This is a genomic window from Luteimonas notoginsengisoli (assembly GCF_042648885.1).
Lineage (GTDB): Bacteria > Pseudomonadota > Gammaproteobacteria > Xanthomonadales > Xanthomonadaceae > Luteimonas > Luteimonas notoginsengisoli.
Genome location: NZ_JBHRYF010000009.1, coordinates 25,424 through 49,289 on the forward strand (window position 1 = coordinate 25,424; position 23,866 = coordinate 49,289).

Genomic DNA, 23,866 nt, shown 5'->3' on the forward strand with positions numbered 1-23,866 from the left:
GTTCCTGTCATTGCGAAATGGATTCTGGCGCGTCGACGGCGGCCTGGGAGCACGCGCGCGGGCCGAACTGTTGCAGGTCGAACGTGGCCAGTTCGCCGATGTCGTCGATGACCATGTCCGGAGCAGGTGCGATCTGCTGGGCCGCGGCCTCGTCGGCGTAGTGTCCCTGGCGCACGAAGACGGTGGTCAGGCGCGCGCCCATCGTCGCCTTCATCGCCGCCAGCAGCGTCGGCTTGTCGTCGACCATCACGTAGTGCCGCGCCGGATAGCGCTGCTGCACCGCTTCGAGCATGTGCTGCTTGTGCAGGTAGATCAGCACCCTGCCCCGCAACGCCTCCCACAGGCCGGAGCGCTGCACCTTGCGCGGCTGGAACACCACGTCGCCGTCGGACAGGATCACCGGCGTGCCGAGTTCGTGCAGCCGTTCGACGGTTTCCAGCGCGCCGGGGTACACGCGTTCGGCGAACGGGTAGTCGAGCATGTAGCCGGACATGCGCAGCAGGTCCGGATCGTCCTCGCGCCCCTCGCGGAAGACCTGCAGCGCGGCGAGGTAGTCGGCGTAGCCGAGCCTGTCGCGTTCGCTTTCGTACAGCGCCCAATAGGCCGCGCGCCCTTCGGGGCCGAAGTCGTGCTGGATGCGCGCGTCGAGGTCGGACTTGAAGCGGTCGTTGTCGAGCAGGGTGTTGTCGACATCGAGCAGGAACACGACGTCCGCGGCCGCCACGTCCTCGCTCCCCGCGTCCGGGGACACTGCGCGGTCGATGGGCGCGCGGCCTAGCATGGCGCGCTCGTCTCGGGCCGCGGATCGTGCCAGCCTTCCTCGCCCCGGACAATGGAAGCTGCGGATGCGGGTCCCCAGGTGCCGGGCTCGTAGGCTTCGGCGGCACGATGGTCTTTCAGCACCGGATCGACCACGCGCCAGGCCGCTTCCACCGCCGCGTCGCTGGTGAACAGGGCGGTGTCGCCGCGGATGGCGTCGCCGAGCAGACGTTCGTAGGGTGATTTCTCGTCGACGTGCTGGTGGCGCGCGGTCAGTTCCACGTTCTCGCCGCGCATCGCATCGCCCGCGCGTTTGACCCGCACGCCGGTGGCGATCACCACCTCCGGGCTCAGGCGCAGGCGGAAATAGTTCGAATGTACGGGCAGGATCTCGTCGAAGATCGCCATCGGCGGACACTTGAGATCGACGACCACCTGGGTGGAGGTGATCGGCAGGTTCTTGCCGGCGCGGATGTAGAACGGCACGCCGGCCCAGCGCCAGGTGTCGATGTGCAGCCGCAGCGCGGCGAAGGTTTCGACGTCCGAATCGCCGGCAACGCCCGGCTCGTCGCGGTAGCCGCGGAACTGGCCGCGCACCAGTTCGCCGGCCTGCAGCGGGCGCATCGCGCGGAACAGCCGCAGTTTTTCCATGTGGATCGACGCCGGGTCGCTGCCGATTGGCGCGTTCATCGCCAGCAGCGCGACCACCTGCAGCAGGTGGTTCTGGACCACGTCGCGGACTGCCCCGACGCCGTCGTAGAAGCCGCCGCGGCCCTGCACGCCGAAATCCTCGGCCATCGTGATCTGCACGCTGTCGACGTAATCGCGGTTCCACAGCGGCTCGAGGAAGGCATTGGCGAAGCGGAAGTACAGCAGGTTCTGCACCGCCTCCTTGCCCAGGTAATGGTCGATGCGGAAGATCGACGCTTCGTCGAATACCTGGTGCAGGGTGGCGTTGAGCGCGCGGGCCGACGCCAGGTCGCGGCCGAACGGCTTTTCGACCACCACGCGCGCGCCATTCGCGCAACCGCTCGCGTCGAGCGCCTGGACCACGGTCGCGAACAGGCCCGGCGGGATCGCGAGGTAGTGCAGCGGCCGCTGCGCATCGCCCAAGGTCTCGCGCAGGCGATCGAAGGTGCCGGCGTCGTTGTAGTCGCCCTCGATGTAGCGCAGCTGCTTCGACAGCCGGGCAAAGGCGTCTTCATCGATGCCGCCGTTGTGCTCGAGGCTGTCGCGGGCGCGCTCGCGGAACTGTTCGACGGTCCAGCCCGCGCGGGCCACGCCGATCACCGGCATGTCGAGGTCGCCGCGGGCGACCATGGCCTGCAGCGCGGGAAAGATCTTCTTGTAGGCGAGGTCGCCGGTGGCGCCAAAGAATACGAATGCGTCGGAAGCGGAAGTCAAGCGGGTTCCAGTCCAGGGTGATGTAGCCCATGCTAGCGGCGACCGGGTTAATAGCGGGTCATCGCAGGCGCGGCGAGGCTTCAATTGTGAGACTCGGGGGCTGGCTCTGCTGTGGCCCTCCCCCTGCGACGGCAGGGGGATGCTGGGAGGGCTGTCCACGGTTGCGATTGATCCTGGAGACACCCCTCCCCAGGTCTCCCCTGCCGTCGCAGGGGGAGGGAGTAGGCCTCGCGGCTGAAGCCGCTCCCACGGGCCTGCCCCATGGCGCGGGCGGAGCGATTGATTTGAATCAAGTCGACATCTGTCCGGGTTCTGGGACAATGCGCGGGCTGAAACAAAGGTATTTTTATGAGCACTGAAGCGATGCAGCCCGCGCCGGGAGGCGCGCCGGCCCAGATTCTGCGTGCCGAGCCCCCGGGTGGCACCTACAGCGACAAGGTCGTGCGCCAGTTCGTCGCCGCGACGATCCTGTGGGGCATCGTCGGCATGGCCGTGGGCGTGCTGATCTCGGCGCAGCTGTACTGGCCGGCCCTGAACTTCGACATCCCGTGGCTGAGCTACGGCCGCCTGCGTCCGCTGCACACCAACGCGGTGATCTTCGCCTTCGGCGGCTCGGTGCTGTTCGCCACCTCGCTGTACGTGGTCCAGCGCACCTGCCACGTGCGGCTGATCTCCGACAAGCTGGCGGCGTTCGTGTTCTGGGGCTGGCAAACGGTCATCGTGGCCGCGGCGATCACCTTGCCGCTGGGCATGACCCAGGGCAAGGAATACGCCGAGCTGGAATGGCCGATCGACATCCTGATCGCGATCGTCTGGATCGCCTACGGCGTGCTGTTCTTCGGCACGATCGCCAAGCGCCGGGTCAAGCACATCTACGTGGCGAACTGGTTCTACGGCGCCTACATCATTGCCGTCGGCATGCTGCACATCGTCAACAACCTGGCGCTTCCGGCCAGCCTGACCAAGTCGTACCCGATCTACAGCGGCGCGGTCGATGCGATGGCGCAGTGGTGGTACGGCCACAACGCGGTGGCGTTCCTGCTGACCACCGGCTACCTCGCGATGATGTATTACTTCGTGCCCAAGCAGGCCGGGCGGCCGATCTATTCATACCGCCTGTCGATCGTGCACTTCTGGGCGCTGATCTCGGTCTACATGTGGGCCGGTCCGCACCACCTGCACTACACCGCGCTGCCGGACTGGGCGCAGTCGGTGGGCATGGTGTTCTCGCTGATCCTGCTGGCGCCGAGCTGGGGCGGCGCGATGAACGGCATCCTCACGCTGTCGGGCGTCTGGTACAAGCTGCGCACCGATCCGATCCTGAAGTTCCTGATCGTCGCGATCAGCTTCTACATGATCGCCACCTTCGAGGGCCCAATGCTCTCGATCAAGACGGTCAACTCGCTGTCGCACTACACCGACTGGACCGTGGGCCACGTCCACGCCGGCACCCTGGGCTGGGTGGCGATGATCTCGATCGGCTCGGTCTACTCGCTGCTGCCGCGCCTGCAGGGCCTGAAGGAGATGTACTCGATCAAGTGGATCGACGCGCACTTCTGGATGCACACCCTGGGCGTGGTGTTCTACATCGCCTCGATGTGGATCGCCGGCGTGACCCAGGGCCTGATGTGGCGCGCGACCAACCCCGACGGCACGCTGACCTACAGCTTCGTCGAGTCGCTCAACGCCACCTACCCCTACTACCTGGGACGCCTGTTCGGCGGGCTGCTGGTGCTGGCCGGCATGTGCCTGATGGCGTGGAACATGTACAAGACCGTGCAGCTGGCCAGGGCGCCGGCGCCGAACCCGGTGCTGCCGCCCGACGCGGCCGAAGCGCGGGCCTGAGGACAATCCGATGAGCAACCACGGACACGAGAAAGTCGAAAAGAACATCGGCCTGATGGCGGTGCTGATCACGGTGGCGCTGTCGCTCGGCGGCCTGGCGGAGATCGTGCCGCTGATGTACCAGGCCGAGGCGATCAAGCCCCTGCCGGGCGTCGAGCCCTACCCCGCCCTGCAGCTCGCCGGCCGCGACGTGTATGTGCGCGAAGGCTGCTACAACTGCCACTCGCAGATGATCCGCACGCTGCGCTTCGAGACCGAGCGCTATGGCCACTACTCGCTGGCCGGGGAGTCGGTTTACGACCGGCCATTCCAGTGGGGTTCCAAGCGCACCGGGCCGGACCTGGCGCGCGTCGGCGGCCGCTATTCGGACGACTGGCACCGCGTGCACCTGATCAACCCGCGCGACGTGGTGCCCGAGTCCAACATGCCGTCGTTCCCGTGGCTGGCGAAGAACACCCTCGACGGTGCCGAGGTCACCGCGCACATGCGCGCGTTGCAGCGCCTGGGCGACCCGTACACCGACGCACAGGTGGCCGCCGCGGCCGCCGATGTCGCCGACAAGACCGAACTCGATGCCGTGGTCGCCTACCTGCAGGCGCTCGGCAAACACGCGCCGCGGGGGGAGTGAACCATGCTGTCCGGAATCGTGACTTCGCTCCTGCTGCTGCTGTTCCTGCTGGGCTGGGGCTGGGCGTGGAGCCCGCGCCGCAAGGCGGACTTCGACGCCGCCGCCCGGCTGGCCATCGATGAAGACGTCCGGGAGGATCGCCCGTGAGCGCCGGCTGGTCGTGGTACGTCATCGCGCTGGTGGCGCTGAACCTGCTGGGCTGCGTGTGGCTGCTGTGGTGGACGTCCAAGCGCCGCCCCGGCGACCCGAAGCCGGAGGACACCAGCCACTTCTGGGACGGCGACATCACCGAATACAACAAGCCGATGCCGCGCTGGTGGATCAACGGCTTCTTCCTGCTGCTCGCGTTCTCGGTGGTCTACATCTTCTGGTATGGCGGTCTCGGCGGCTACGACGGCTACGGCAAGTGGAGCTCGGCCGGCGAGCACGCACTGGCCAAGGCGGCCGATGACGCGCGCCTGGATGAAACCTTCGCGCCCTACAAGGGCCAGCCGATCGACGCCATCGCGCAGGACCCGGCTGCGGTCAAGCTCGGCCAGGCGATCTTCAACAACAACTGCGCGACCTGCCATGGCTCGTCGGCCCAGGGCGCGATCGGCTTCCCCAACCTGCGCGACGACATCTGGCACTGGGGCGGTTCGCCCGAGCAGATCCTCACCACGGTGCTCGATGGCCGCGAGGGCGTCATGCCCGAATGGGGCACGGTGCTCACCGGCATGGGCGGCGACAGCGCGGTGGTGTCGGTGGTGAGCTACGTGCGTTCGCTGTCGGATCCCGAACGCAGCCAGGACTACCTGGCGGTCCAGGGCCAGCGCCTGTACACGGGCGTGTGCGTCGCCTGCCACGGCGTCGAGGGCAAGGGCAACCAGGCGCTGGGCGCGCCGGACCTGACCGACGACTACTGGCTGTACGGCGACAGCACCGCGCAGATCGGCGAATCTATCGCCCGTGGCCGCCACGGCGTGATGCCGGCCTGGCGTGACATGCTGGGCGAAACCCGGTCGCGGCTGGCGGCAGCCTATGTATGGTCGCTGTCGCATCCCGCCGGCAGCGCGACAGCCCCGCCTGCCGCGAAGGAGACAGGCCGCCAGTGACCGATTTCACCGAGCCGAAGTTCGACCACCCGCCCCGCCCGATGGCGCAGCGGGTCGGCGCGATCCTGTGGCCCAGCTTTTTTTCCGCGGGCGTGGCGACGATGGTGTTCTTCGCCTTCGTCGACCCGCTCGCGCTGCGCGACATGACCTTTCCGACGATGCCGATGACCCGCGGGGTCGGCTACAGCATCGGCTTCTTCATGTTCTGGATCGCGACCGCTTCGGCGAGCCTGTTCACCTGGATCCTGCTGCGGCCGGCCAGCCGCTTCAACCGGCCCATCCCGCACAAGTGATGCCCGCACAAGTGATGTCGCACGTGATCTGCATGAACGAGTTGGGGTGATGAGCAAGAGAATCGAACTGGACCTGCTCGACGAAGGCGGGTCGGCGTACGCCAGCGAGCGCAAGGTCTATCCGCGCGACGTGGCCGGCACGCTCAACCGCCTGCGCGTGGCCGCGGTGTTCTGGCTGCTGGGGATGTATTACGTGTTCCCGTGGCTGCGCTGGGATGGCCATCAGGCAGTGCTGTTCGACCTGCCGGCGCGCAAGTTCCACGTCTTCGCGCTGACCTTCTGGCCGCAGGATTTCACCTTCCTGGCGATGCTGCTGATCATCCTGGCGCTGGTGCTGTTCTTCGCCACCGCCCTGCTCGGCCGCGTCTGGTGCGGCTACGCCTGCCCGCAGACGGTGTGGACCGAGGTGTTCCTGTGGATGGAGCGCTGGACCGAGGGCGATCGCGCCAGGCGGATGAAGCTCGACGCGGGCCCGTGGACGCGCGAGAAGTTGATGCGCAAGGGCGCCAAGCACACTTTGTGGCTGGTGTTCGCGCTGTGGACCGGTTTCACCTTCGTCGGCTTCTTCACCCCCATCACCAGCCTCGGCGCCCGGCTGTGGCCGTTCGACTGGAACGGCTGGGAAATCTTCTGGGTGCTGTTCTACGCGCTGGCCACCTGGGGCAACGCCGGCTTCCTGCGGGAGCAGGTGTGTAAGTACATGTGCCCCTACGCGCGCTTCCAGGGCGCGATGTTCGACCGCGACACCCTGATCATCGCCTACGATCCGATGCGCGGCGAACCGCGCGGACCGCGCAAGCGCACGCTCAGGGACGTGTTCGCGCGCGGCCGCGGACTGCTCGACGTGGCTACCGCCTACGACTACGTCTTCCGTGCGGCGCGGCACCCCAGCGCGGCCGACAACCGGCTGCAGGCGGCGGGCACGATCATGCTCGGCGAGGCGAACGCCGAGGCCAAGCCGTTGCCGAAGTTCGTGCCAGAGGAACTGGGCGACTGCATCGACTGCACGATCTGCGTGCAGGTCTGCCCCACGGGCATCGACATCCGCAATGGCCTGCAGTACGAGTGCATCGCCTGTGGCGCCTGCGTCGACGCCTGCAACGACGTCATGGACAAGATGGGCTACGCGCGCGGGCTGATCCGATACACCACGCAGAACGCCATCGACGGCGGGCAGACCCGCGTCGCGCGCCCGCGCATCCTGGTCTACACCGTGCTGCTGGTGGCGCTGGTGGGCGCCTGGGCCTGGGGCGTGACCACCCGCAGCAGCCTGATCGTCGACGTGCTGCGCGACCGCAACGCGCTCTACCGCAGCGCCGCCGACGGCAGCATCGAGAACGGCTACACGCTCAAGCTGGTGAACAAGGCCGGCGAGGCGCGCGCGTTCCGCGTGGAAGTGGCGTCGAAGACGCCCGGCGTCGCGCTGCGCCAGCTGGACCAGCCGATCCGCGCCGAAGCCGAGGAAGTGCTGTCGCTGCCGCTGGTGCTCACCGCGCCCGCGTCGGTCAAGGGACGACAGGACGTGGTCTTCACCGTGCGCAGCGAAGATGGTTCGGCCAGCGAAACCGTCGACAGCACCTTCTTCGGGCCACTGTGATGAACGACCAGCAGCGCCATCCCCTGCGCGAGCCGATGGTCTGGGTCGTGATCGCCCTGCCGCTTGCGGCGGTGATCGCGAGCATCTGGCTGGTGGTACTGTCGTCGCGCGGCGGCAGCATCGACTCGGTCGCCGACAAGGTGCAGCGCACCGGCCAGATCCAGGTCACGGACCTGGGCCCCGACGAACGCGCCGCCCAGCTCAAGCTCGGCGCTGTGCTGCAGTCGGAGGAAGGCATGCTGCGCGTGTTCCCGGTCGGCGATGGATTCCAGCGCGACCAGCCGCTGCGGCTGACGCTGCTCCATCCCTACAGCGAGGACGCCGATCGGATCCTCGAACTGCAGCCCGACAAGCTGGGCTGGCACGCGGCGCACGCGCTCGAAGCCGGCCACGACTGGAACCTGCAGCTCGGCGACGCGGCAGGCAGCTGGCGCCTGCGCGGGCGCCTGCCCCGCGAGCAGCATGCCGCACACCTGGGGCCCGCGCTGGAAAAGCAGTGAACGCGCAGTCCGACGACGCCTGCTTCCACTGTGGCGAACCGCTCCCGCTGCGCCCCGCCATCGCCACCATCGACGCAGCGCCGCAGGCGTTCTGCTGCGACGGCTGCGCGGGCGCGGCGCAGTGGATCCGTGATGCCGACCTGGGCGATTACTACACGCTGCGCAGCGCGCCGGCCGGACAGGTTGGCGTCGAGCCGGTGGACTTCTCGACCTGGGACCGCGACGACCTGCTGCACGAGTACGTGCGCGCGGTCGAAGGCGGGCGCGAGGTCACCGTGCTCACCGACGGCATGCGCTGCGCCGCGTGCGCGTGGCTGATCGACCGCGCCCTGCGTCGCGAAGCAGGCGTGCTGGACACCAGCGCCAACGCGATCACCGGCCGCATCCGCATCGCCTGGAATCCTGCGCAGGTGGCGTTGTCGACGCTGCTGCAGCGTGTCGCCGCGCTCGGCTACCGGCCGTACCTGAGCGGCGGCGAGGCGCGCGAGCAGGCGCGCCGCGCCGAACGCAACCGCAGGCTGCTGCGGCTGGGGCTTGCCGGGCTCGGGACCATGCAGGCGATGATGTTCGCCGAGGCGCTGTACCTGGATTTCAACAACGAGATGCCGATCGCCACCCGCGACTTCTTCCGCTGGGTGACGCTGCTGGTGTCCACGCCGGTGGTGTTCTGGGCCGGCTGGCCGTTCATCGCCGGCATGCTGCGCGAACTGCGCGGCCGGCGGCTGGGCATGGATACGCTGGTCGCCAGCGCCACCCTGCTCGCTTGGGGCGCGAGCTTCATCGAGACCCTGCGCGGCGGCACGCACGTGTGGTTCGACGCCGCGGTGATGTTCGTGTTCTTCCTGCTCGCGGCGCGGATGCTGGAGCAGCGCGCCCGCAACATCGCCAGCGCGCAGGTCGACGCGCTGGCGCGGGCACGGCCGGTGATCGCCATGCGCGAACTGGCCGACGGCAGCCGCGAGGCGGTGCCGGTAGCGGCGCTGCGCGTCGGCGACGTGGTCCGGGTCGCCGCGGGCGACGCCCTGCCCGCCGACGGCCGCCTGCTCGATGATGAAGCCTGCTTCGAGGAGGCGCTGCTCACCGGTGAATCCACGCCCGTGCGCAAGCGCGCCGGCGCCGACGTGTATGCCGGCACGGTCTGTCGCGAGCATCCGGCGCGGGTGCACGTGCGCGGGGTCGGCGCCGACACGCGGCTGTCGCAGCTGGCCCGGCTGGTTGAACACGCCCAGGAGCACCGGCCGCCGCTGGCGCGCCTGGCCGACCGTATCGCGGGCTGGTTCGTGCTGGCGCTGCTGCTGGCGGCGCTGCTGGTCTGGCTCGGCTGGCGTTTGCACGATCCGTCGCGCGCGCTCGAGGTGACGCTGGCGCTGCTGGTGATCAGCTGTCCCTGCGCGCTGTCGATGTCGATCCCGGCCGCACTGGCGGTGGCCCACGGCGCGCTGGCACGGATCGGCGTGCTGGCGTTGCGGCCGGACGCGCTGGAAACCCTGGCCGATGTCACCGACGTGGTATTCGACAAGACCGGCACCCTCAGCGACGGGCGCCCGCGCCGCGCGACCTTGGCCACGCTCGACGGATTCGACCCCCAGGCGGCGCTGCGCATCGCCGCGGCGCTGGAGCGCGACAGCGGCCACCCGCTGGCGCACGCGTTCGCCGATATCGAAGGCGCGCCGCAGGCCAGCGGCGTACGCGCGGTGCCCGGCGCCGGCATCGAAGGCCTCGTCGAAGGCGTTGCCTGGCGCCTCGGGCATGCCGGATTCGCGCGCGGTGGCGACGATGACGGCGACCTGTGGCTCGGCGACGGCCAGCGCGGCGTGGCGCGTTTCGGCGTGCACGAGGCAGCCCGGCCAGAAGCCGGCGAGGCGATCGCGGCGCTGCGTGGACTGGGGCTTCGCATCCACCTGTCGAGCGGCGACTCGGCGGACGCGGTGGCGCGCTTCGGCCGGGCACTGGGCATCACCGACGTGCATGCACGCCAGGCACCGGAACAGAAGCTGGCGTTCGTCCGCGCGCTGCAGGCCCAAGGCCGTCGCGTGGCGATGGTCGGCGACGGGCTCAACGACGCGCCGGTGCTCGCCGGCGCCGACGTGTCGCTCGCCGTCGCGGACGGCGCGGCCTTGGCGCAGCGCGCCGCCGACCTCGTGGTCACGCACCCATCGCTGATGCGGGTTGCCGAATCGGCTGCGTTGGCGCGACGCACGCGCCGCATCATCCGCCAGAATCTGGCGTGGGCGCTGGGCTACAACCTGCTGGCGCTGCCGCTGGCGGCCGCGGGCCTCGTGACGCCCTGGCTGGCCGCGCTCGGCATGGCGGCGTCCTCGCTGACGGTGACGATCAATGCGTTGCGGCTTGCGCCACGGCAGCGACGGCCGGCTGCGCCGGCAGCTGCGATGATCCCGGCTGTTCCTTCCGCGGCGGACTGACCGATGGCCATCCTGCTGTTCCTGATTCCCATCAGCCTGCTGCTGCTCGGCGTGGCGGTGTGGGCATTCGTGTGGTCGGTGCGCGGCGGGCAGTACGACGATCTCGACACCGCCGCGCTCGACATCCTGCGCGACGATCCGCCGCCGCCCGCCCCGGCGCAGGACCAGCGGAAAGCCCCGGAACAAGCCCCCGGGCCGAACGATGCCGATTGACTGGCCCGTGCTGCTCGCAGCGCTGCTCAGCGGCCTGACCGGCGGCCTGCACTGCGCGGCGATGTGTGGCGGCATCGCGACCTCGTTTCCGTCGATGGGACCGCGTGGCGACCTGCGCTACGTGGTCGAACCCAACCTGGGTCGCGTGCTCGGCTACGTCATCGCCGGCGCGGTGGCTGGCGGCATCGGCGGCGGCATCGTCGCGCTGGCGCGGTCGCCCTGGCTGTCCGTGGGCCTGCGCGTCGCGGTCGGCCTGGTGCTTGTCGTCGCCGCACTTCGCCTGCTCGACACGCGCGGGCGCCTGGCGTTCCTCGGCGGCAAGGGCGCGATGTGGCGCTGGCTGAGGCCGCTGCAGGTCGGACTGCTGCCCGCCAACAGTCACGCAAAACGGATCGCGCTCGGCGTGCTGTGGGGCTGGCTGCCGTGCGGGCTGAGCACCACCGTGCTGGCCGCCGCCTGGCTGCAGGCCGATGCGCGCAACGGCGCACTGACGATGGCGGCGTTCGGCCTCGGCACGCTGCCGGTGATGCTGCCGCTGACGTGGTCTGGCGTGCGCATGAAGCTGTGGCTGCAGCAAGGCCCCTGGCGGATCGCCGCCGCGCTGTTGATCCTCGCCGCCGGGCTGCTGACGATCGCAGCGCCCTGGCTGATGCACGTGCCTGCGCTGCACGACGCGCTGGCGGCGCTGGGCTGCACGCCGGCGCCGCGCTGAGCGCCGGCGTCAGGCCTGGCGCCGCTGCTCCTGCGGCGGTTCGCCGCCATGGGCCAGCCGGAGCAGTTCGGCCGGGTCGAGCACTTCCACCTGGCGGCCGGACACCGCGATCACCCGGTCGTCCTGCAGCCGGGTGAAGCCGCGGCTGACGGTTTCGATCGCAAGGCCCAGATAGCTGGCGATGTCCTCCCGGCTCATCGCCAGCCGAAACTGCAGCGACGACTGGCCAATGTGTGTCAGACGCTCGCCCAGGCCGTGCAGAAACAGCGCGATGCGCTCGTTGGCGTGCCGTCGCGCCAGCATCTCGGCGTGGTCCTGGTCGCGGGCGATGCTCTGTCCGATCACGCGCATGAGTTGCCGTTGCAGACCGGGCAGCTGCGCGGCGACCGCGGCGAGATCGTCGACCGGCACCTCGCAGACCTCTGCGGGATCCAGCGCGACCGCTTCGCAGCGGTGCTCGCCTCCGGCCAGGGCGTCCAGCCCCATCAACTCGCCCGGCAGGTGGAACCCGATCACGCGCTCGTCGCCCGCCTCGCTGAGGCTGACGGTCTTGAATGCCCCGTTGCGCGCGACGTAGATCGACGACAGCGCGTCGCCGTGGTGGAACAGCCGCTCGTCGCGCCGCAGCGGACGCTTGCGTCGCACCACCTCGTCCAGGCGCGCAAGGTCGGCCATGCCGATGTCCGCGGGCAGGCACAGCTGGCGCAGGGAGCAGTGGCCGCAGCTGCGGCGCAGGCTGGCGAGGTCGATGGGCGTCGGGTCGGCCATGGCCCATTCTAGCCTTGCGCCCGTGAACCCTCGTCGGGGCCGCCTTGGCCGCGGCATCGCGGCCAGGCGCCCGCTGCGCTCCCCGAAGCGGTCAGGCAGCCGCTGCGCGCAGGGCACGCAGCGTGGCCAGGCCCAGCACCGTCATCGAGAACGAGCCCAGCACGTGCAGCGCCACCGTCGTCCCCGCCCACGCGTATTGCTGGCGCAGCAGCATCTGCACGGTTTCGGCCGAGAACGAGGAGAACGTGGTCAGTCCACCCAGCAGCCCGGTCATGACGAACAGCCGCCATTCCGGCGACAGCCCGGGCGCCTGCGCGAACCAGCCCAGCGCCAGCCCCACGCCGTAGCCGCCGACCAGGTTGGCCGCCAGCGTGCCCAGCGGCAGCATCGCGTGGTGCGGGTTGAGCCAGAGCCCGAGGCCCCAGCGCAGCCACGCGCCGATCGCGGCACCGCCTCCGATTGCGAGCAGGGAAGGCAGCATGCGTGTCTCCGGAGACGAAAGGGAAGTCGACGATCGGCCAAGGTCCCGCAGGACTCCTGGGTCAACGCAAATCGCAGCCGTTCGCGCAAAAGACAATTTCCGCTTCCGCACGGAACGGGACGAAATGGCATCCAACCCGGGTCTCGGGCAAAGCTCGCGATCGCTGCCCGCGCCGGGAGACCTGGCGGCTCACGTGCGCGGGTCGCCATCCTCGCCCAGCGGCGTCTGATGGTGCAACGCCAGCCGCCAGCCATCGGCTCCCAGGACGTACGTGGAGCTGCACTGCGCGACGTACGCCGATTCGGCCTCGCCCCGCTCCGCCCGGGCCACGTACGCAAGCACCGCCACGTTCGAGTCGGGCATTTCGAGGTGCCGAGCATCGATCGAGACAGTGCGCCAGCGGGCGCCGCGCACGGACTCGAGCGTCGCCGCCCGATCCAGGACACCTGCCGGCGGCGGGAACACCATCCACGCATCCGCACACAGCGTGCGCTCGTAAAAGTCGGCGCCGGCAAGCCAGAACTGCGTTTCCAGGCGCCACAACTGCTGGTCGTGATTCATGGGACCTCCGGATCCGTCACTGCCTGCAATCAGGCCTCGTCCGCACGCCTCGCCTCCGCGCGGGCCGAGCGCAGGCGATCGAGCTTCTCCTTCAGTTTGATCTCCAGCCCGCGCTCGACGGGCTCATAGTACACGCGCTCGCCCATCGCGTCCGGGAAGCCGGTCTGGTCCAGCGCCACGCCGCCCTCGGCGTCGTGGTCATACTGGTAGCCCTTCGACCAGCCGAGTTGCTTCATCAATCTGGTCGGTGCGTTGCGCAGGTGCATCGGCACTTCCTGGGTGCCGTGTTCGCGCACGTCGCGCTTCGCCGCGCCGAAGGCGACGTAGCCCGCGTTCGACTTCGCGGTGGTGGCGAGGTAAATCACCAGCTGGGCCAGCGCCAGGTCGCCCTCGGGACTGCCCAGGCGGTCGTACGTGTCCCAGGCCTCGATCGCCATCGCCAGCGCGCGCGGATCGGCAAGGCCGACGTCTTCCACCGCCATCCTGGTCAGGCGCCTGGCGAGGTAGCTCGGATCGCAGCCACCGTCGAACATGCGCGCCAGCCAGTACAGGGCCGCATCGGGGTTGGAGCTGCGCACCGATTTGTGCAGCGCCGAGATCTGGTCGTAGAACTGCTCCCCGCCCTTGTCGAAGCGACGGGTGCGGTCGGCCAGCACCTGCTCGAGGATGGCGTCGGTGATGGTTCCGCCCCGCGACTCCTCACCATGCCCTTCGGCGCCGGGTCCTTCATCGGCTTCGCCTGCGAGTTCGGCGGCGATTTCCAGCAGGGTCAGGCCGCGGCGTACGTCGCCATCGGCGGCGCTGGCGATCAGGCGCAGCTGGTCTTCGCCGATGACCAGGCCGCGCCCGCCAAGTCCGCGTTCCGGGTCGTCCAGTGCGCTGTGCAGCGCGGCGCGGATGTCGTCGGCCGATACGGCCTCCATCACGTGCACGCGGCAGCGCGAGAGCAGCGCGGAGTTCAGTTCGAACGACGGGTTTTCGGTGGTGGCGCCGACGAACACGATCGTGCCGCGCTCGATGTGCGGCAGGAACGCATCCTGCTGGGTCTTGTTGAAGCGGTGGACCTCGTCGACGAACAGCACCGTGCGCCGGCCCTCGCCGAAGCGGTGCGCCGCCTCGGCCAGCACCTGGCGGACCTCCGGCAGTCCCGAAAGCACGGCGGAAATCGCCTTGAACTCCGCGTCGGCATACTTCGCCAGCAGCAGCGCCAGCGTGGTCTTGCCGCAGCCCGGTGGGCCCCAAAGCACCATCGAGTGCACGCGGCCGGATTCGACCGAGCGCCGCAGCGCGGAGCCCGGCGCCAGCAGGCGGCGCTGGCCGACCATTTCGTCGAGCGTGCGCGGCCGCATGCGCTCGGCCAGCGGGCGCAGCTCGTCGCGATCGACGTGCAGCAGATCGGAGGCGGGATCGGGTCGGGCGGTCTTGCGGGCCAAGGAATCGGTGCGGGGATGGGGGCCGGCACACGATAGCAATTCGGTGTCGAAGCGGCCGGGATGGTCCGTCAGTGCAAGCTTGGACAGCGGCCAAGCCGCGTGCGCTTCCGGTGTTGGCCAAGGCCAGTATGCAGGAGTTGGAGCCCCGCAGGGCCGGGCCCGCCGCTAGCCCCCGGCCAGGGCCCCCAGCGTCTGCAGGCCCGCGCCGGGGCCCAGCTCGTAGTTCACGCGAAGCCAGGCCTTGCCGCGGCGGTCGTACAGGGCTTCGATCCGTGCCGGCGAGGTGCCTTCGGCGCCGAAATCGGCGATGCCGTTGGCGTTGATGCGCAGATAGCGGCTGCCTGCTTCGACGGTAGTGATGCGGTCCAGCTGCAGCCGCACGACCTGGCCCGAGAATTCCTGGCCCAGGCGCTCGACCACGCGGTCGTCGAGCTCGCGCACCAGCGCGGTGTCGTTGGGAATGTCGCGCTCGCCGCTGGCGACCCCGCCCAGGGTGATGTCGGGATAGGCAGCGCTGTTGAAGGTCACGTCGTAGAGCGTGCTGAAGCGGAACCCGATCCAGTCCTGGTCGCCGTCGATGCGGGCGCGCCCCTCGCCGCTCACGGCCCGGTCGCGGATGCTGGCCGGCTGCACGCTGACCCGGTCGAGCATGATCGACACGGGTCGGCCACCGAACTGTTCACCCAGTGCGGCGATCAGCACGCCGGCCACGGCGCCGTTGATCGCCTCGGTGCCACCGACCGCGGAACCCACCACGGCGGGCTTGGGAGCGGGATTGGACGCCTGCGTCGTTGCCGCCAGCAGGGTGCCGGGGCAGAGCTGCAGGATCACGGTCATAGTCAGGGTCAGGAGCAGGGGCAAGCGGCGCATGGCGGTTCCGTCGGCTGCAGGCGCGTCGATGGCGCCGGCTTCCCTTGCCAGAACGGAGACGGCCGCCTGGAGCGGCCGTCGGTTTCGCGCCGCGTTCAGTCAGCCGGCGTCGACGACGTCCACGCCCTTGGCGGGCGTATAGCGGAACGTGTCCCTGGCGAACGCCGGATTCTTCTTCCAACTGCTGAAGCCGATTTCGGTGCGCTGGCCGAGCATGTCGACGACTTCCATCTTTGCCAGGCCGTTGGCGTCGAAGCCCAGCCGCGCACGCTGGAAGCTGGCGTTCTCGTCCTGCTTCGGGGTCAGCTCCAGCCAGTCGAGCCCGTCCTGCTCGCCGCGTTCGACGACGTTGAAGTCGCGGTCCAGACGTGCCGGGTCGATCAGGGTCGCCAGCGGCGAGTTCTGCTCCTCGGAGCCCTGCGGGCGTACGGTCGCCTGCGACAGGTCGGGATCGTAGACCCAGACCTTGCTGCCGTCGGCGATCACCAGCTGCTCGTAGGGCTTGGTGTATTCCCAGCGGAACAGGCGCGGTGCCGACAGCGCGAGGCGGCCGCTGGAGCTTTCCTTGAGCTTGCCGTTGGCATCGAACACGGTCTGCGTGAACTGGCCTTCGAGGCCCTTCAGGCCCTGGGTGAACGCGTTGAGGTCGTCGCGCGCGCCGGCGAAGGCGGCGGTCGACAGCAGCACGGCGGACAATGCGAGGTATCGGATGGCGCGCATGGCGTGGGTTCCGGTTGGACTGGCGGCGAGTGTGCCGTCAGGCGGCTGAATACGCGTGAAAACATTTCGTTCCGGCGGGATCGGATTCAGCCGGAGCTCCTGGGCTGACCATCCTGCGACGGCGGCAAGGCTGGGCGTGGTGTGATTCGGACTGGACCAGAAGCGCTCTCCTCCCTTCCTGCCGTCGAAGGCGCAAGCAAAAAGCCCGCGGCTGAAGCCGCTCCTACAGGAGTGCCGGCTACTTGGGCGGCGGCGGCGCGAGCACGGCGCGGTCGCCGTTGTGCTCCGGGGGCGAGACCACTCCCGCGGCCTCCATCGCCTCGACCAGCCGCGCGGCGCGGTTGTAGCCGATCTTCAGCCGCCGCTGGACGCCGGAGATCGAGGCGCGACGGGTCTCGGTGACGATGCGCACGGCCTCGTCGTACAGCGGGTCGCTCTCGTCGCCACTGCTGCTTGATTCCGGCAAGCCGGTGGCGCCGACCACGACGCCGTCGCCCATGGCCTGCACTTCCTCCAGCACGCCCTCGATGTAATCGGGGCCGCCGCCGCTCTGCTTGAGGTGGTCGACCACCCGGTGCACTTCCTCGTCGGAGACGAAGGCGCCGTGCACGCGCTCGGGCAGCGCAGTGCCGGGCGGCAGGTAGAGCATGTCGCCGTGGCCGAGCAGCGTCTCGGCACCCGACTGGTCGAGGATGGTGCGCGAGTCGATCTTGCTCGACACCTGGAAGGCGATGCGGGTGGGGATGTTGGCCTTGATCAGGCCGGTGATCACGTCGACCGACGGACGCTGCGTGGCCAGGATCAGGTGGATGCCGGCAGCGCGGGACTTCTGCGCCAGGCGCGCGATGAGCTCCTCGACCTTCTTGCCGACGATCATCATCATGTCGGCGAACTCGTCGATGAAGATGACGATGAACGGCAGCGGTTCCAGCGGCAGCGCGACGTCGCTGGATTCCGGGTTGGACTTGAAGAGCGGATCCAGCAGCGGTTGCCCGGCGTCCAGCGCGTCCTTGACCTTCTTGTTGAAGCCGGCCAGGTTGCGCACGCCCACCGCGCTCATCAGCTTGTAGCGGCGCTCCATCTCCGCCACGCACCAGCGCAGGCCGTTGGCGGCCTCCTTCATGTCGGTGACCACCGGCGCCAGCAGGTGCGGGATTCCCTGGTAGACGCTGAGCTCCAGCATCTTCGGGTCGATCATCAGCATCCGCACGTCCTTGGCCGACGCCTTGTACAGCAGGCTCAGCACCATGGCGTTCACCGCGACCGACTTGCCCGAACCGGTGGTGCCGGCGACCAGCAGGTGCGGCATGCGCGCCAGGTCGGCGACCGTCGGCCGGCCGGCGATGTCCTTGCCCAGCGCCAGCGTCAGCGGGCTGCCGGACTTGTCGTATTCCTTCGACCGCAACAGTTCGCTGAGGTAGATCATCTCGCGGTGGGTGTTCGGCGTTTCCAGGCCGATCACCGACTTGCCCGGGATCACGTCCACTACGCGCACCGACTTCACGCTCAGCCCGCGCGCGATGTCCTTGTCGAGCGAACTGATCTGGCTGACCTTGATGCCCGGCGCAGGCTCGATCTCGAAGCGTGTGATCACCGGGCCCGGATAGGCCCCGACCACCTGCGCATCGATACGGAAATCCTTGAGCTTGAACTCGATCTGCCGCGACAGCGTCTCCAGCGTGTCCTCGTCGTAACCCTTGGGCTGCGGCTTGGGGTCGTCGAGCAGCGCCAGCGGCGGAATGCCGGTACCGTCGCCGACGTGGAACAGCGGGATCTGCTGTTCGCGCTTGGCGCGATCGCTCTTTTCCACCTGCGGCGGCGCGGGCGGTTCGATCTTCACCGGGGTCCGCTTGGCGCGCAGTTCGGTCTCGATCTTGCGGGTCTCGGTGCGTTCCTCGCGATAGGCCCGCGCCTCCTGCCACTGCGCGGCCTGCTGGCTGCCGCGGCGGAACAGCGCCGGCAGGGTCAGCACCCACTGGCCGATGCGGTCCATGACCGCGAGCCAGGACAGGCCCGTCGCCAGGGTCACCGAGACCAGAAGCAAGGCGAGCAGGAACAGGTTGCCGCCCACCGGCCCGAACCCGGCATACAGCGAGTTGCCAACCAGCCGGCCCAGGATCCCGCCGCTGCCGCCGGAGAAGTTCTCCGCTGCGCCGAAACGCAGGTACAGCAGGCCGGTGGCCGAGACCAGGAAACCGACGATCCCCACCAGGCGCAGCGCCGGGCCCAGATCGGCATCGCCGTCGCCGTCGCTGTCCATTCCGAACAGCGCGATCCAGGCGATCGCGCCCAGCATGATGGGCAGCAGGTAGGCCACGTAGCCGGTGAGGTGCAGCAGGATGTCCGCCAGCCACGCGCCGACGCGGCCACCGACATTGTGCAGCGGCGCGGTCAGGCTGCCCGAGTGCGACCAGCCGGGATCATTGGGCGAGAACGAGAACAGGCTGGCCAGCAGGTACAGCAGGAGCGGCGCGATCAGTATCAGCGCGATGTCGCGCCAAAGGCGCTGGCGACGCGGGTTCGGCGCTTTCGCAGCGTCCTTCGCCGCGCCAGCGCGCTGCCGCTTGCTGCGTTCCGTGATCGCGCGTGCCACCGTGTGGTCAGACCTTAAGAAGCCCCTGCAATCGAATGATTCTACGCACAATTACCCGATTGCGACCACTGCCGCAGTTCGTCGGGCTGGCGTGGCAGCCATGCGCCCGGGGCGGTGGAAGCGGCCATGGTCGCTTCCACGCTTCGTGGCAGGTCCGCTAGAGCTGCATCCCCTCGAGCGCCGGATGCACCAGCTTGCCGCTCTCGACGTTGATGCCGCGGACCAGCGCCGGGTTGTTGCGCCATTCGTTGCCGGCCGCCAGCTTGTTGACCCACGGCAGGATCGCCGCGCAGATCGCCTGCGACGAGGTCTGCGGCACGGCGCCGGGCATGTTGGTCACGCAGAAGTGGGTCACGCCCTCCTCCACGTAGGTCGGCTCCTTCCAGTTGGTCGGGCGCGAAGTCTCGAAGCAGCCGCCCTGGTCGATGGCGATGTCGACCAGCACGCTGCCGTCCTCCATGCCCTTGAGCATCTCGCGGCTCAGCACGTGCGGCGCCCTGGCGCCGGCGACCAGTACCGCGCCGATGACCAGGTCGGCCGCGGCGACTTCGCGCGCGACCACGTCGTGGTACGGATACAGCGCGGTGACGTTGTTGCCCAGCCGCATCATCTCGTCCATGCGGTCCTGGCGCATCTCGAACACGGTCACGTTCGCGCCCGCGGCCGCGGCCAGCGCCGCCGATGCCCCGCCCGCCTTGCCGGCGCCGAACACCACGACCTTGCCGCGCTCGGTCGACGGCAGGCCGCCGAGCAGCTTGCCCTTGCCGCCCATGGGCTGGTGCAGCAGGTGGGTGCCGACCTGCACGCCGATCTTGCCGGCGACGATCGACATCGGCGCCAGCAGCGGCAGGTCGCCGTTGGGCAGTTCGACGGTTTCGAACGCCACGCCGGTCAGGCCGATGTCGAGCAGGTGCCTGGTCAAGGCGGGCTCGGCGGCCAGGTGCAGGTAGCAGAACAGCAGATGGTCGCGACGCAGGTGCTGCAGGTCGCCGGCGATCGGCTCCTTGACCTTGACGATCATCTCGCCCTTTTCGTACAGCGCGGCGGCATCGGGCGCGATGTTGACGCCCAGCGCGGTGTAGTCGGCGTCCTTGAAGCCGGATTTCACGCCCGCATCCTTCTCGAGCCACACCTCGTGGCCGCGCTTGACCAGGTCGCCTGCCGCGGCAGGTACCAGCGCAACGCGGCCTTCGAGTGTCTTGGTTTCCCTGGGTACGCCGATACGCATGGTGCTCTCCGAATTCACGGCCGCAGGCTTGGTCCCGCGGACCCGACATGGTGAAAGCCCGCACAGCGATGCGCGGGCTTGGGGATTCGTTCTCGCGTGGCGGCCATGCAACGCATGCGGCACGCTCAGGTCTGCTGGCACACCTTGATAAGCGGCGTTGCGGTCGCCAAGCTATCGGTTCCGCAACGTCGCCCGGGCGTGTGTTTCCACCGGTTCCAGGCGCGTTTCATTCCGTCCGCGAGTATACATGAGCACTTCCAAGCACTGCCGCCTGCTGATCCTCGGTTCCGGTCCCGCCGGCTGGACCGCCGCCGTGTACGCCGCGCGCGCCAACCTCAAGCCCGTGGTCGTGACCGGCCTGCAGATGGGCGGCCAGCTGATGACCACCACCGAGGTCGACAACTGGCCCGGCGACGCACACGGGCTCATGGGCCCGGACCTGATGGCGCGCATGCAGGCGCATGCCGAGCGCTTCGAGACCGAAACCATCTTCGACCACATTCACACCGCGGACCTGTCGCAGCGCCCGTTCCGGCTCAAGGGCGACAACGGCGACTACACCGCCGATGCGCTGGTCATCGCCACAGGTGCGACGGCCAAGTACCTCGGCCTGGAGTCGGAGGAGAAGTTCAAGGGCCGAGGCGTGTCCGCCTGCGCCACCTGCGACGGCTTCTTCTACAAGGACATGGACGTCGCCGTGGTCGGCGGCGGCAACACCGCCGTCGAAGAGGCGCTGTACCTGTCCAACATCGCCCGCAAGGTCTACCTGGTGCATCGCCGCGACACCCTGCGCGCCGAGAAGATCATGCAGGACAAGCTGCAGGCGAAGATCGCAGCGGGCAAGATCGTGCCGGTCTGGCACCACGTCGTCGACGAGGTGCTGGGCAACGACGCCGGCGTGACCGGCCTGCGGCTGAAGTCGGTGCTCGACGACAGTACGCGCGAGATCGACGTGCACGGCTTCTTCGTCGCCATCGGCCACACGCCCAACACCTCGTTGTTCGAAGGCCAGCTGGCGATGAACAACGGCTACCTCGAGATCCGTTCCGGGCTGGGCGGCGGCGCCACTGAAACCTCGGTCAAGGGCGTGTTCGCGGCCGGCGACGTCGCCGACCAGCACTACCGGCAGGCGATCACTTCGGCCGGCTTCGGCTGCATGGCGGCGCTGGACGCGGAAAGGTTCCTGGACAAGGGCGAGTAACCGCGCTTACGGACTGCCCTGTCGGCAGTCCGTGTGGCTGCGAGCGCCCGACCATGGTGGTCGGGCAGGACGGCATGCGCTGCGCCATGGATGGCATCGCGATCCCGGGACGAAGCGATTGGGGCCGGTACGACCAGGGATCCATCTTCATCCGCGAAATCCGCAGGCCTCGCCTTCATGCCGACCATCCGCATCCTTGAACGCCTGGCGGAAATTCCGGCCGCCGCGTGGGATGCCCTGCACGACGGCCGCAATCCCTTCATTGCCCACGCCTTCCTCGAAGGCATGGAGCGCTACGGCTGTGTGCGGGGACAGTGGGGCTGGCGACCGCGACACCTGACGCTCTGGGAAGGCGCCGACCTCGTCGCGGCCGCCCCGGCCTATCTCAAGGACAATTCGCACGGTGAATTCGTTTTCGACCACGCCTGGGCGCATGCCTATGCGCGCTATGGGCAGGACTATTTTCCCAAGCTGCTGTGCGCCGTGCCCTACTCGCCGGTCACCGGTCCGCGCCTGCTGGCGCGCGACGAAAACGCCCGCCAGGCACTGGTCGCGGCGCTCGCGACGACGGCGCGCGACGCCGGCCTGTCTTCGGCGCACGTGAACTTCCATTGCGCGGACGAGGACGCCGCGTTCGGCCCGGAATGGCTTTCGCGGACCGACCTGCAATACCACTGGCACAACCGCGACGGCTGGCGCGATTTCGACGGCTTCCTCGCGGCGATGGACCACAAGCACCGCAAGAACATCCGCCAGGAACGCGCGCGGGTGGCGCGCGCCGGGGTGACGCTCCGTACCATGCACGGGGACGAGGCTTCGGCCGAGGATCTCGACGGCATCCACGCGCTGTACCTGCAGACGTTTGCCGAGTACGGCAACCATCCTTCGCTGACCCTCGACTTCGTCCGCCACCTGGCGACGGCGATGCCGCGCAGCCTGGTGCTGATCCTCGCCGACCAGGGGGGCGACACCGTCGCCGGCGCACTGTGCCTGCGCGGTGGCGACACCCTGTACGGCCGCTACTGGGGCGCCTTCCGCCAGGTTCCGGGCCTGCACTTCGAGACCTGCTACTACCAGGGCATCGAATACTGCCTGCGCGAAGGGCTGACCCGGTTCGAACCCGGCGCGCAGGGTGTCCACAAGATCGCTCGCGGTTTCCTGCCGACGCCGGTGCGCAGCCGCCACTGGGTTGCCGACCCGGCGTTCGCCGTGGCGCTGCGCGACTGGTGCCAGGAAGAATCCGCGGACATCGGCCGGCACGCCGCCGCGCTGGCGCTGCACTCCCCTTTCCGCTCGCCGGGCTGACTCGCCCGACCGGCAGTTCCTACAATGGACCGATGAGCATCGAGCTGCCGGCCTGGCTGGGCGACGATCCGCAGGCGCCCTTCCCGCCGGTCTCCCGCGCGCTCCGCGAGCCCGATGGCCTGCTGGCGGCGGGCGGCGACCTCTCGCCGGCGCGTCTGCTCGACGCCTACGCGCGCGGGATCTTTCCCTGGTATTCGGAAGGCCAGCCGATCCTCTGGTGGTCGCCCGATCCGCGGATGGTCTTCCGCAGCGATGGCGTGCACCTGTCCACGCGCTTCCGCCGCAGCCTGCGCGGCAGCGGCTGGGTGGCGTGCGCCGATACCGCATTCGAGGCGGTGATCGACGCCTGCGCCGGCAGCCCCCGTGCGGGTCAGCACGGCACCTGGATCACCCCGGCCATGCGCGCGGCCTACGTCGCCCTGCACCGCCTCGGGCATGCCCACAGCGTCGAGGTTCTCGATCAGGGACGACTGGTCGGCGGCATCTACGGCGTGGCTATCGGGCGCGTGTTCTTCGGCGAAAGCATGTTTTCCATTGCCAGCGGCGGCTCCAAGGTGGCGCTGGCCGCCCTCGCCCACCGGCTGCGTCAATGGGGCTGGCCGCTGGTCGATGCCCAGGTCGAAAACGACCACCTGCGCCGCCTCGGCGCGGAGTCCTGGCCTCGCCGGGATTTCATCGCCGCGATCGCCGACCTGTGCGGCCAGCCGGTTGCGCCGGGCCCGTGGACAGAGCGGTTCGGCCGGCTGCCGGCCAGCGAACTGGCCACTCCTCCGACCGGGGGTTAACGGAAATTTTGCGCCTCGGTCCGGCGCGTGGCAGAATACGCGGCTTGTCGGCCGTTCCTCGCCCGACCTTACGCAGCAGTCCAGGACGCATGGCGAAAGACGACGTCATTGAATTTGAAGGCACGATCTCCGAAACCCTCCCGAACACCATGTTCCGGGTGAAGCTGGAGAACGGCCACGAGATCATCGCGCACATCTCCGGGCGCATGCGCAAGAACTACATCCGCATCCTCACCGGCGACAAGGTCAAGGTGGAAATGACGCCTTACGACCTGACCAAGGGCCGCATCACCTACCGCATGCGTTGAGACCGTTGCCGGCGCATGCCGGCAGCCTCGTCGATGGTGCGTGCGCCTCGGCCGCGATCCGCCACGTCCTGCCTCGGCCGCTTTGCGGCGATTGCCGGCACGCCATGCGGCATGTCACTGGCACTTCATGCAGTATTGCCGGCGC

The 23,866-nt window shown here is 69.1% G+C and carries 24 protein-coding genes; 14 read left to right on the top strand and 10 right to left on the bottom strand.

The features are described from left to right. Positions 1-7: 7 nt before the first annotated feature. Together ACFOM9_RS12245 and zwf are read right to left on the bottom strand one after the other, a co-directional pair. Positions 8-781, bottom strand: coding sequence for an HAD family hydrolase (locus tag ACFOM9_RS12245; protein ID WP_386711139.1), 774 nt, complete (start codon positions 779-781; stop codon positions 8-10). Next, positions 775-2,163 (bottom strand): glucose-6-phosphate dehydrogenase, encoded by a 1,389-nt coding sequence (gene zwf, locus ACFOM9_RS12250; RefSeq protein WP_386711142.1) that lies wholly within the window; start codon positions 2,161-2,163, stop codon positions 775-777. Before zwf ends, ACFOM9_RS12245 begins: the two co-directional genes overlap by 7 nt. Positions 2,164-2,526: 363 nt before the next feature. Between zwf and ccoN the strand changes: the two genes are divergently transcribed. The 10 genes from ccoN to ACFOM9_RS12300 are packed head-to-tail and all read left to right on the top strand — an operon-like array spanning position 2,527 to position 11,468. Beyond that, entirely contained in the window at positions 2,527-4,008 is a 1,482-nt protein-coding gene (gene ccoN / locus ACFOM9_RS12255; RefSeq protein ID WP_386711918.1) for a cytochrome-c oxidase, cbb3-type subunit I, read from the top strand. Positions 4,009-4,018: 10 nt separating this feature from the next. Further along, entirely contained in the window at positions 4,019-4,636 is a 618-nt protein-coding gene (gene ccoO / locus ACFOM9_RS12260) for a cytochrome-c oxidase, cbb3-type subunit II (RefSeq protein ID WP_386711145.1), read from the top strand. Between the two features lie 3 nt (positions 4,637-4,639). Continuing rightward, the gene (locus ACFOM9_RS12265; RefSeq protein ID WP_386711147.1) at positions 4,640-4,783 is read left to right on the top strand and encodes a CcoQ/FixQ family Cbb3-type cytochrome c oxidase assembly chaperone; all 144 of its coding nucleotides are present in this window, start codon (positions 4,640-4,642) and stop codon (positions 4,781-4,783) included. Then, positions 4,780-5,730 carry a cytochrome-c oxidase, cbb3-type subunit III gene (gene ccoP / locus ACFOM9_RS12270; protein WP_386711150.1) on the top strand — a complete coding sequence of 317 codons (951 nt, stop codon included), beginning with the start codon at positions 4,780-4,782 and terminating at the stop codon, positions 5,728-5,730. The genes ACFOM9_RS12265 and ccoP overlap by 4 nt, the downstream gene beginning before the upstream one ends. A gap of 41 nt (positions 5,731-5,771) precedes the next feature. After that, complete coding sequence (locus ACFOM9_RS12275; RefSeq protein ID WP_386711921.1) at positions 5,772-6,023, top strand: hypothetical protein; 252 nt, start codon at positions 5,772-5,774, stop codon at positions 6,021-6,023. 49 nt (positions 6,024-6,072) lie between these two features. Further along, positions 6,073-7,620: a 4Fe-4S dicluster domain-containing protein gene (locus ACFOM9_RS12280; protein ID WP_386711153.1), complete on the top strand. Its 1,548-nt coding sequence runs from the start codon at positions 6,073-6,075 to the stop codon at positions 7,618-7,620. Continuing rightward, positions 7,620-8,120 carry a FixH family protein gene (locus ACFOM9_RS12285; protein WP_386711156.1) on the top strand — a complete coding sequence of 167 codons (501 nt, stop codon included), beginning with the start codon at positions 7,620-7,622 and terminating at the stop codon, positions 8,118-8,120. The genes ACFOM9_RS12280 and ACFOM9_RS12285 overlap by 1 nt, the downstream gene beginning before the upstream one ends. Beyond that, positions 8,117-10,543 carry a heavy metal translocating P-type ATPase gene (locus ACFOM9_RS12290; protein WP_386711159.1) on the top strand — a complete coding sequence of 809 codons (2,427 nt, stop codon included), beginning with the start codon at positions 8,117-8,119 and terminating at the stop codon, positions 10,541-10,543. Before ACFOM9_RS12285 ends, ACFOM9_RS12290 begins: the two co-directional genes overlap by 4 nt. Before the next feature lie 3 nt (positions 10,544-10,546). Continuing rightward, entirely contained in the window at positions 10,547-10,756 is a 210-nt protein-coding gene (ccoS, locus tag ACFOM9_RS12295) for a cbb3-type cytochrome oxidase assembly protein CcoS (protein ID WP_386711162.1), read from the top strand. After that, a complete protein-coding gene (locus ACFOM9_RS12300) occupies positions 10,746-11,468 on the top strand; it encodes a sulfite exporter TauE/SafE family protein (RefSeq protein WP_386711165.1) in 723 nt (240 codons plus the stop codon). Before ccoS ends, ACFOM9_RS12300 begins: the two co-directional genes overlap by 11 nt. A 9-nt stretch (positions 11,469-11,477) precedes the next feature. Here the strand turns inward: ACFOM9_RS12300 and ACFOM9_RS12305 are convergent, their stop codons facing one another. The 8 genes from ACFOM9_RS12305 to ACFOM9_RS12340 all read right to left on the bottom strand — a co-directional run bounded on the left by ACFOM9_RS12305 (position 11,478) and on the right by ACFOM9_RS12340 (position 20,122). Then, entirely contained in the window at positions 11,478-12,236 is a 759-nt protein-coding gene (locus ACFOM9_RS12305; RefSeq protein ID WP_386711168.1) for a helix-turn-helix domain-containing protein, read from the bottom strand. A 91-nt stretch (positions 12,237-12,327) separates the two neighbouring features. Then, a complete protein-coding gene (crcB, locus tag ACFOM9_RS12310) occupies positions 12,328-12,717 on the bottom strand; it encodes a fluoride efflux transporter CrcB (protein ID WP_386711171.1) in 390 nt (129 codons plus the stop codon). A gap of 189 nt (positions 12,718-12,906) precedes the next feature. Continuing rightward, positions 12,907-13,278: a hypothetical protein gene (locus ACFOM9_RS12315; RefSeq protein ID WP_386711174.1), complete on the bottom strand. Its 372-nt coding sequence runs from the start codon at positions 13,276-13,278 to the stop codon at positions 12,907-12,909. A gap of 29 nt (positions 13,279-13,307) precedes the next feature. Beyond that, entirely contained in the window at positions 13,308-14,627 is a 1,320-nt protein-coding gene (locus ACFOM9_RS12320) for a replication-associated recombination protein A (protein ID WP_386711924.1), read from the bottom strand. Between the two features lie 249 nt (positions 14,628-14,876). After that, positions 14,877-15,581, bottom strand: coding sequence for a hypothetical protein (locus ACFOM9_RS12325; protein WP_386711177.1), 705 nt, complete (start codon positions 15,579-15,581; stop codon positions 14,877-14,879). Between the two features lie 99 nt (positions 15,582-15,680). After that, the gene (gene lolA / locus ACFOM9_RS12330; protein WP_386711180.1) at positions 15,681-16,301 is read right to left on the bottom strand and encodes an outer membrane lipoprotein chaperone LolA; all 621 of its coding nucleotides are present in this window, start codon (positions 16,299-16,301) and stop codon (positions 15,681-15,683) included. Between the two features lie 238 nt (positions 16,302-16,539). Then, positions 16,540-18,894 (bottom strand): DNA translocase FtsK, encoded by a 2,355-nt coding sequence (locus tag ACFOM9_RS12335; RefSeq protein ID WP_386711183.1) that lies wholly within the window; start codon positions 18,892-18,894, stop codon positions 16,540-16,542. Between the two features lie 157 nt (positions 18,895-19,051). Beyond that, a complete protein-coding gene (locus ACFOM9_RS12340; protein ID WP_386711186.1) occupies positions 19,052-20,122 on the bottom strand; it encodes an alanine dehydrogenase in 1,071 nt (356 codons plus the stop codon). A 247-nt stretch (positions 20,123-20,369) separates the two neighbouring features. On the opposite strand from ACFOM9_RS12340, the gene trxB reads away from it, so the two are divergent. From trxB to infA, 4 genes are all read left to right on the top strand, one after another. Beyond that, positions 20,370-21,323 carry a thioredoxin-disulfide reductase gene (trxB, locus tag ACFOM9_RS12345; protein ID WP_386711189.1) on the top strand — a complete coding sequence of 318 codons (954 nt, stop codon included), beginning with the start codon at positions 20,370-20,372 and terminating at the stop codon, positions 21,321-21,323. Between the two features lie 177 nt (positions 21,324-21,500). Next, positions 21,501-22,628: a GNAT family N-acetyltransferase gene (locus ACFOM9_RS12350; RefSeq protein WP_386711191.1), complete on the top strand. Its 1,128-nt coding sequence runs from the start codon at positions 21,501-21,503 to the stop codon at positions 22,626-22,628. 32 nt (positions 22,629-22,660) lie between these two features. Further along, a complete protein-coding gene (gene aat, locus ACFOM9_RS12355) occupies positions 22,661-23,413 on the top strand; it encodes a leucyl/phenylalanyl-tRNA--protein transferase (RefSeq protein WP_386711194.1) in 753 nt (250 codons plus the stop codon). Between the two features lie 89 nt (positions 23,414-23,502). Next, positions 23,503-23,721 (top strand): translation initiation factor IF-1, encoded by a 219-nt coding sequence (gene infA, locus ACFOM9_RS12360; RefSeq protein WP_027080044.1) that lies wholly within the window; start codon positions 23,503-23,505, stop codon positions 23,719-23,721. Positions 23,722-23,866: the final 145 nt, after the last annotated feature.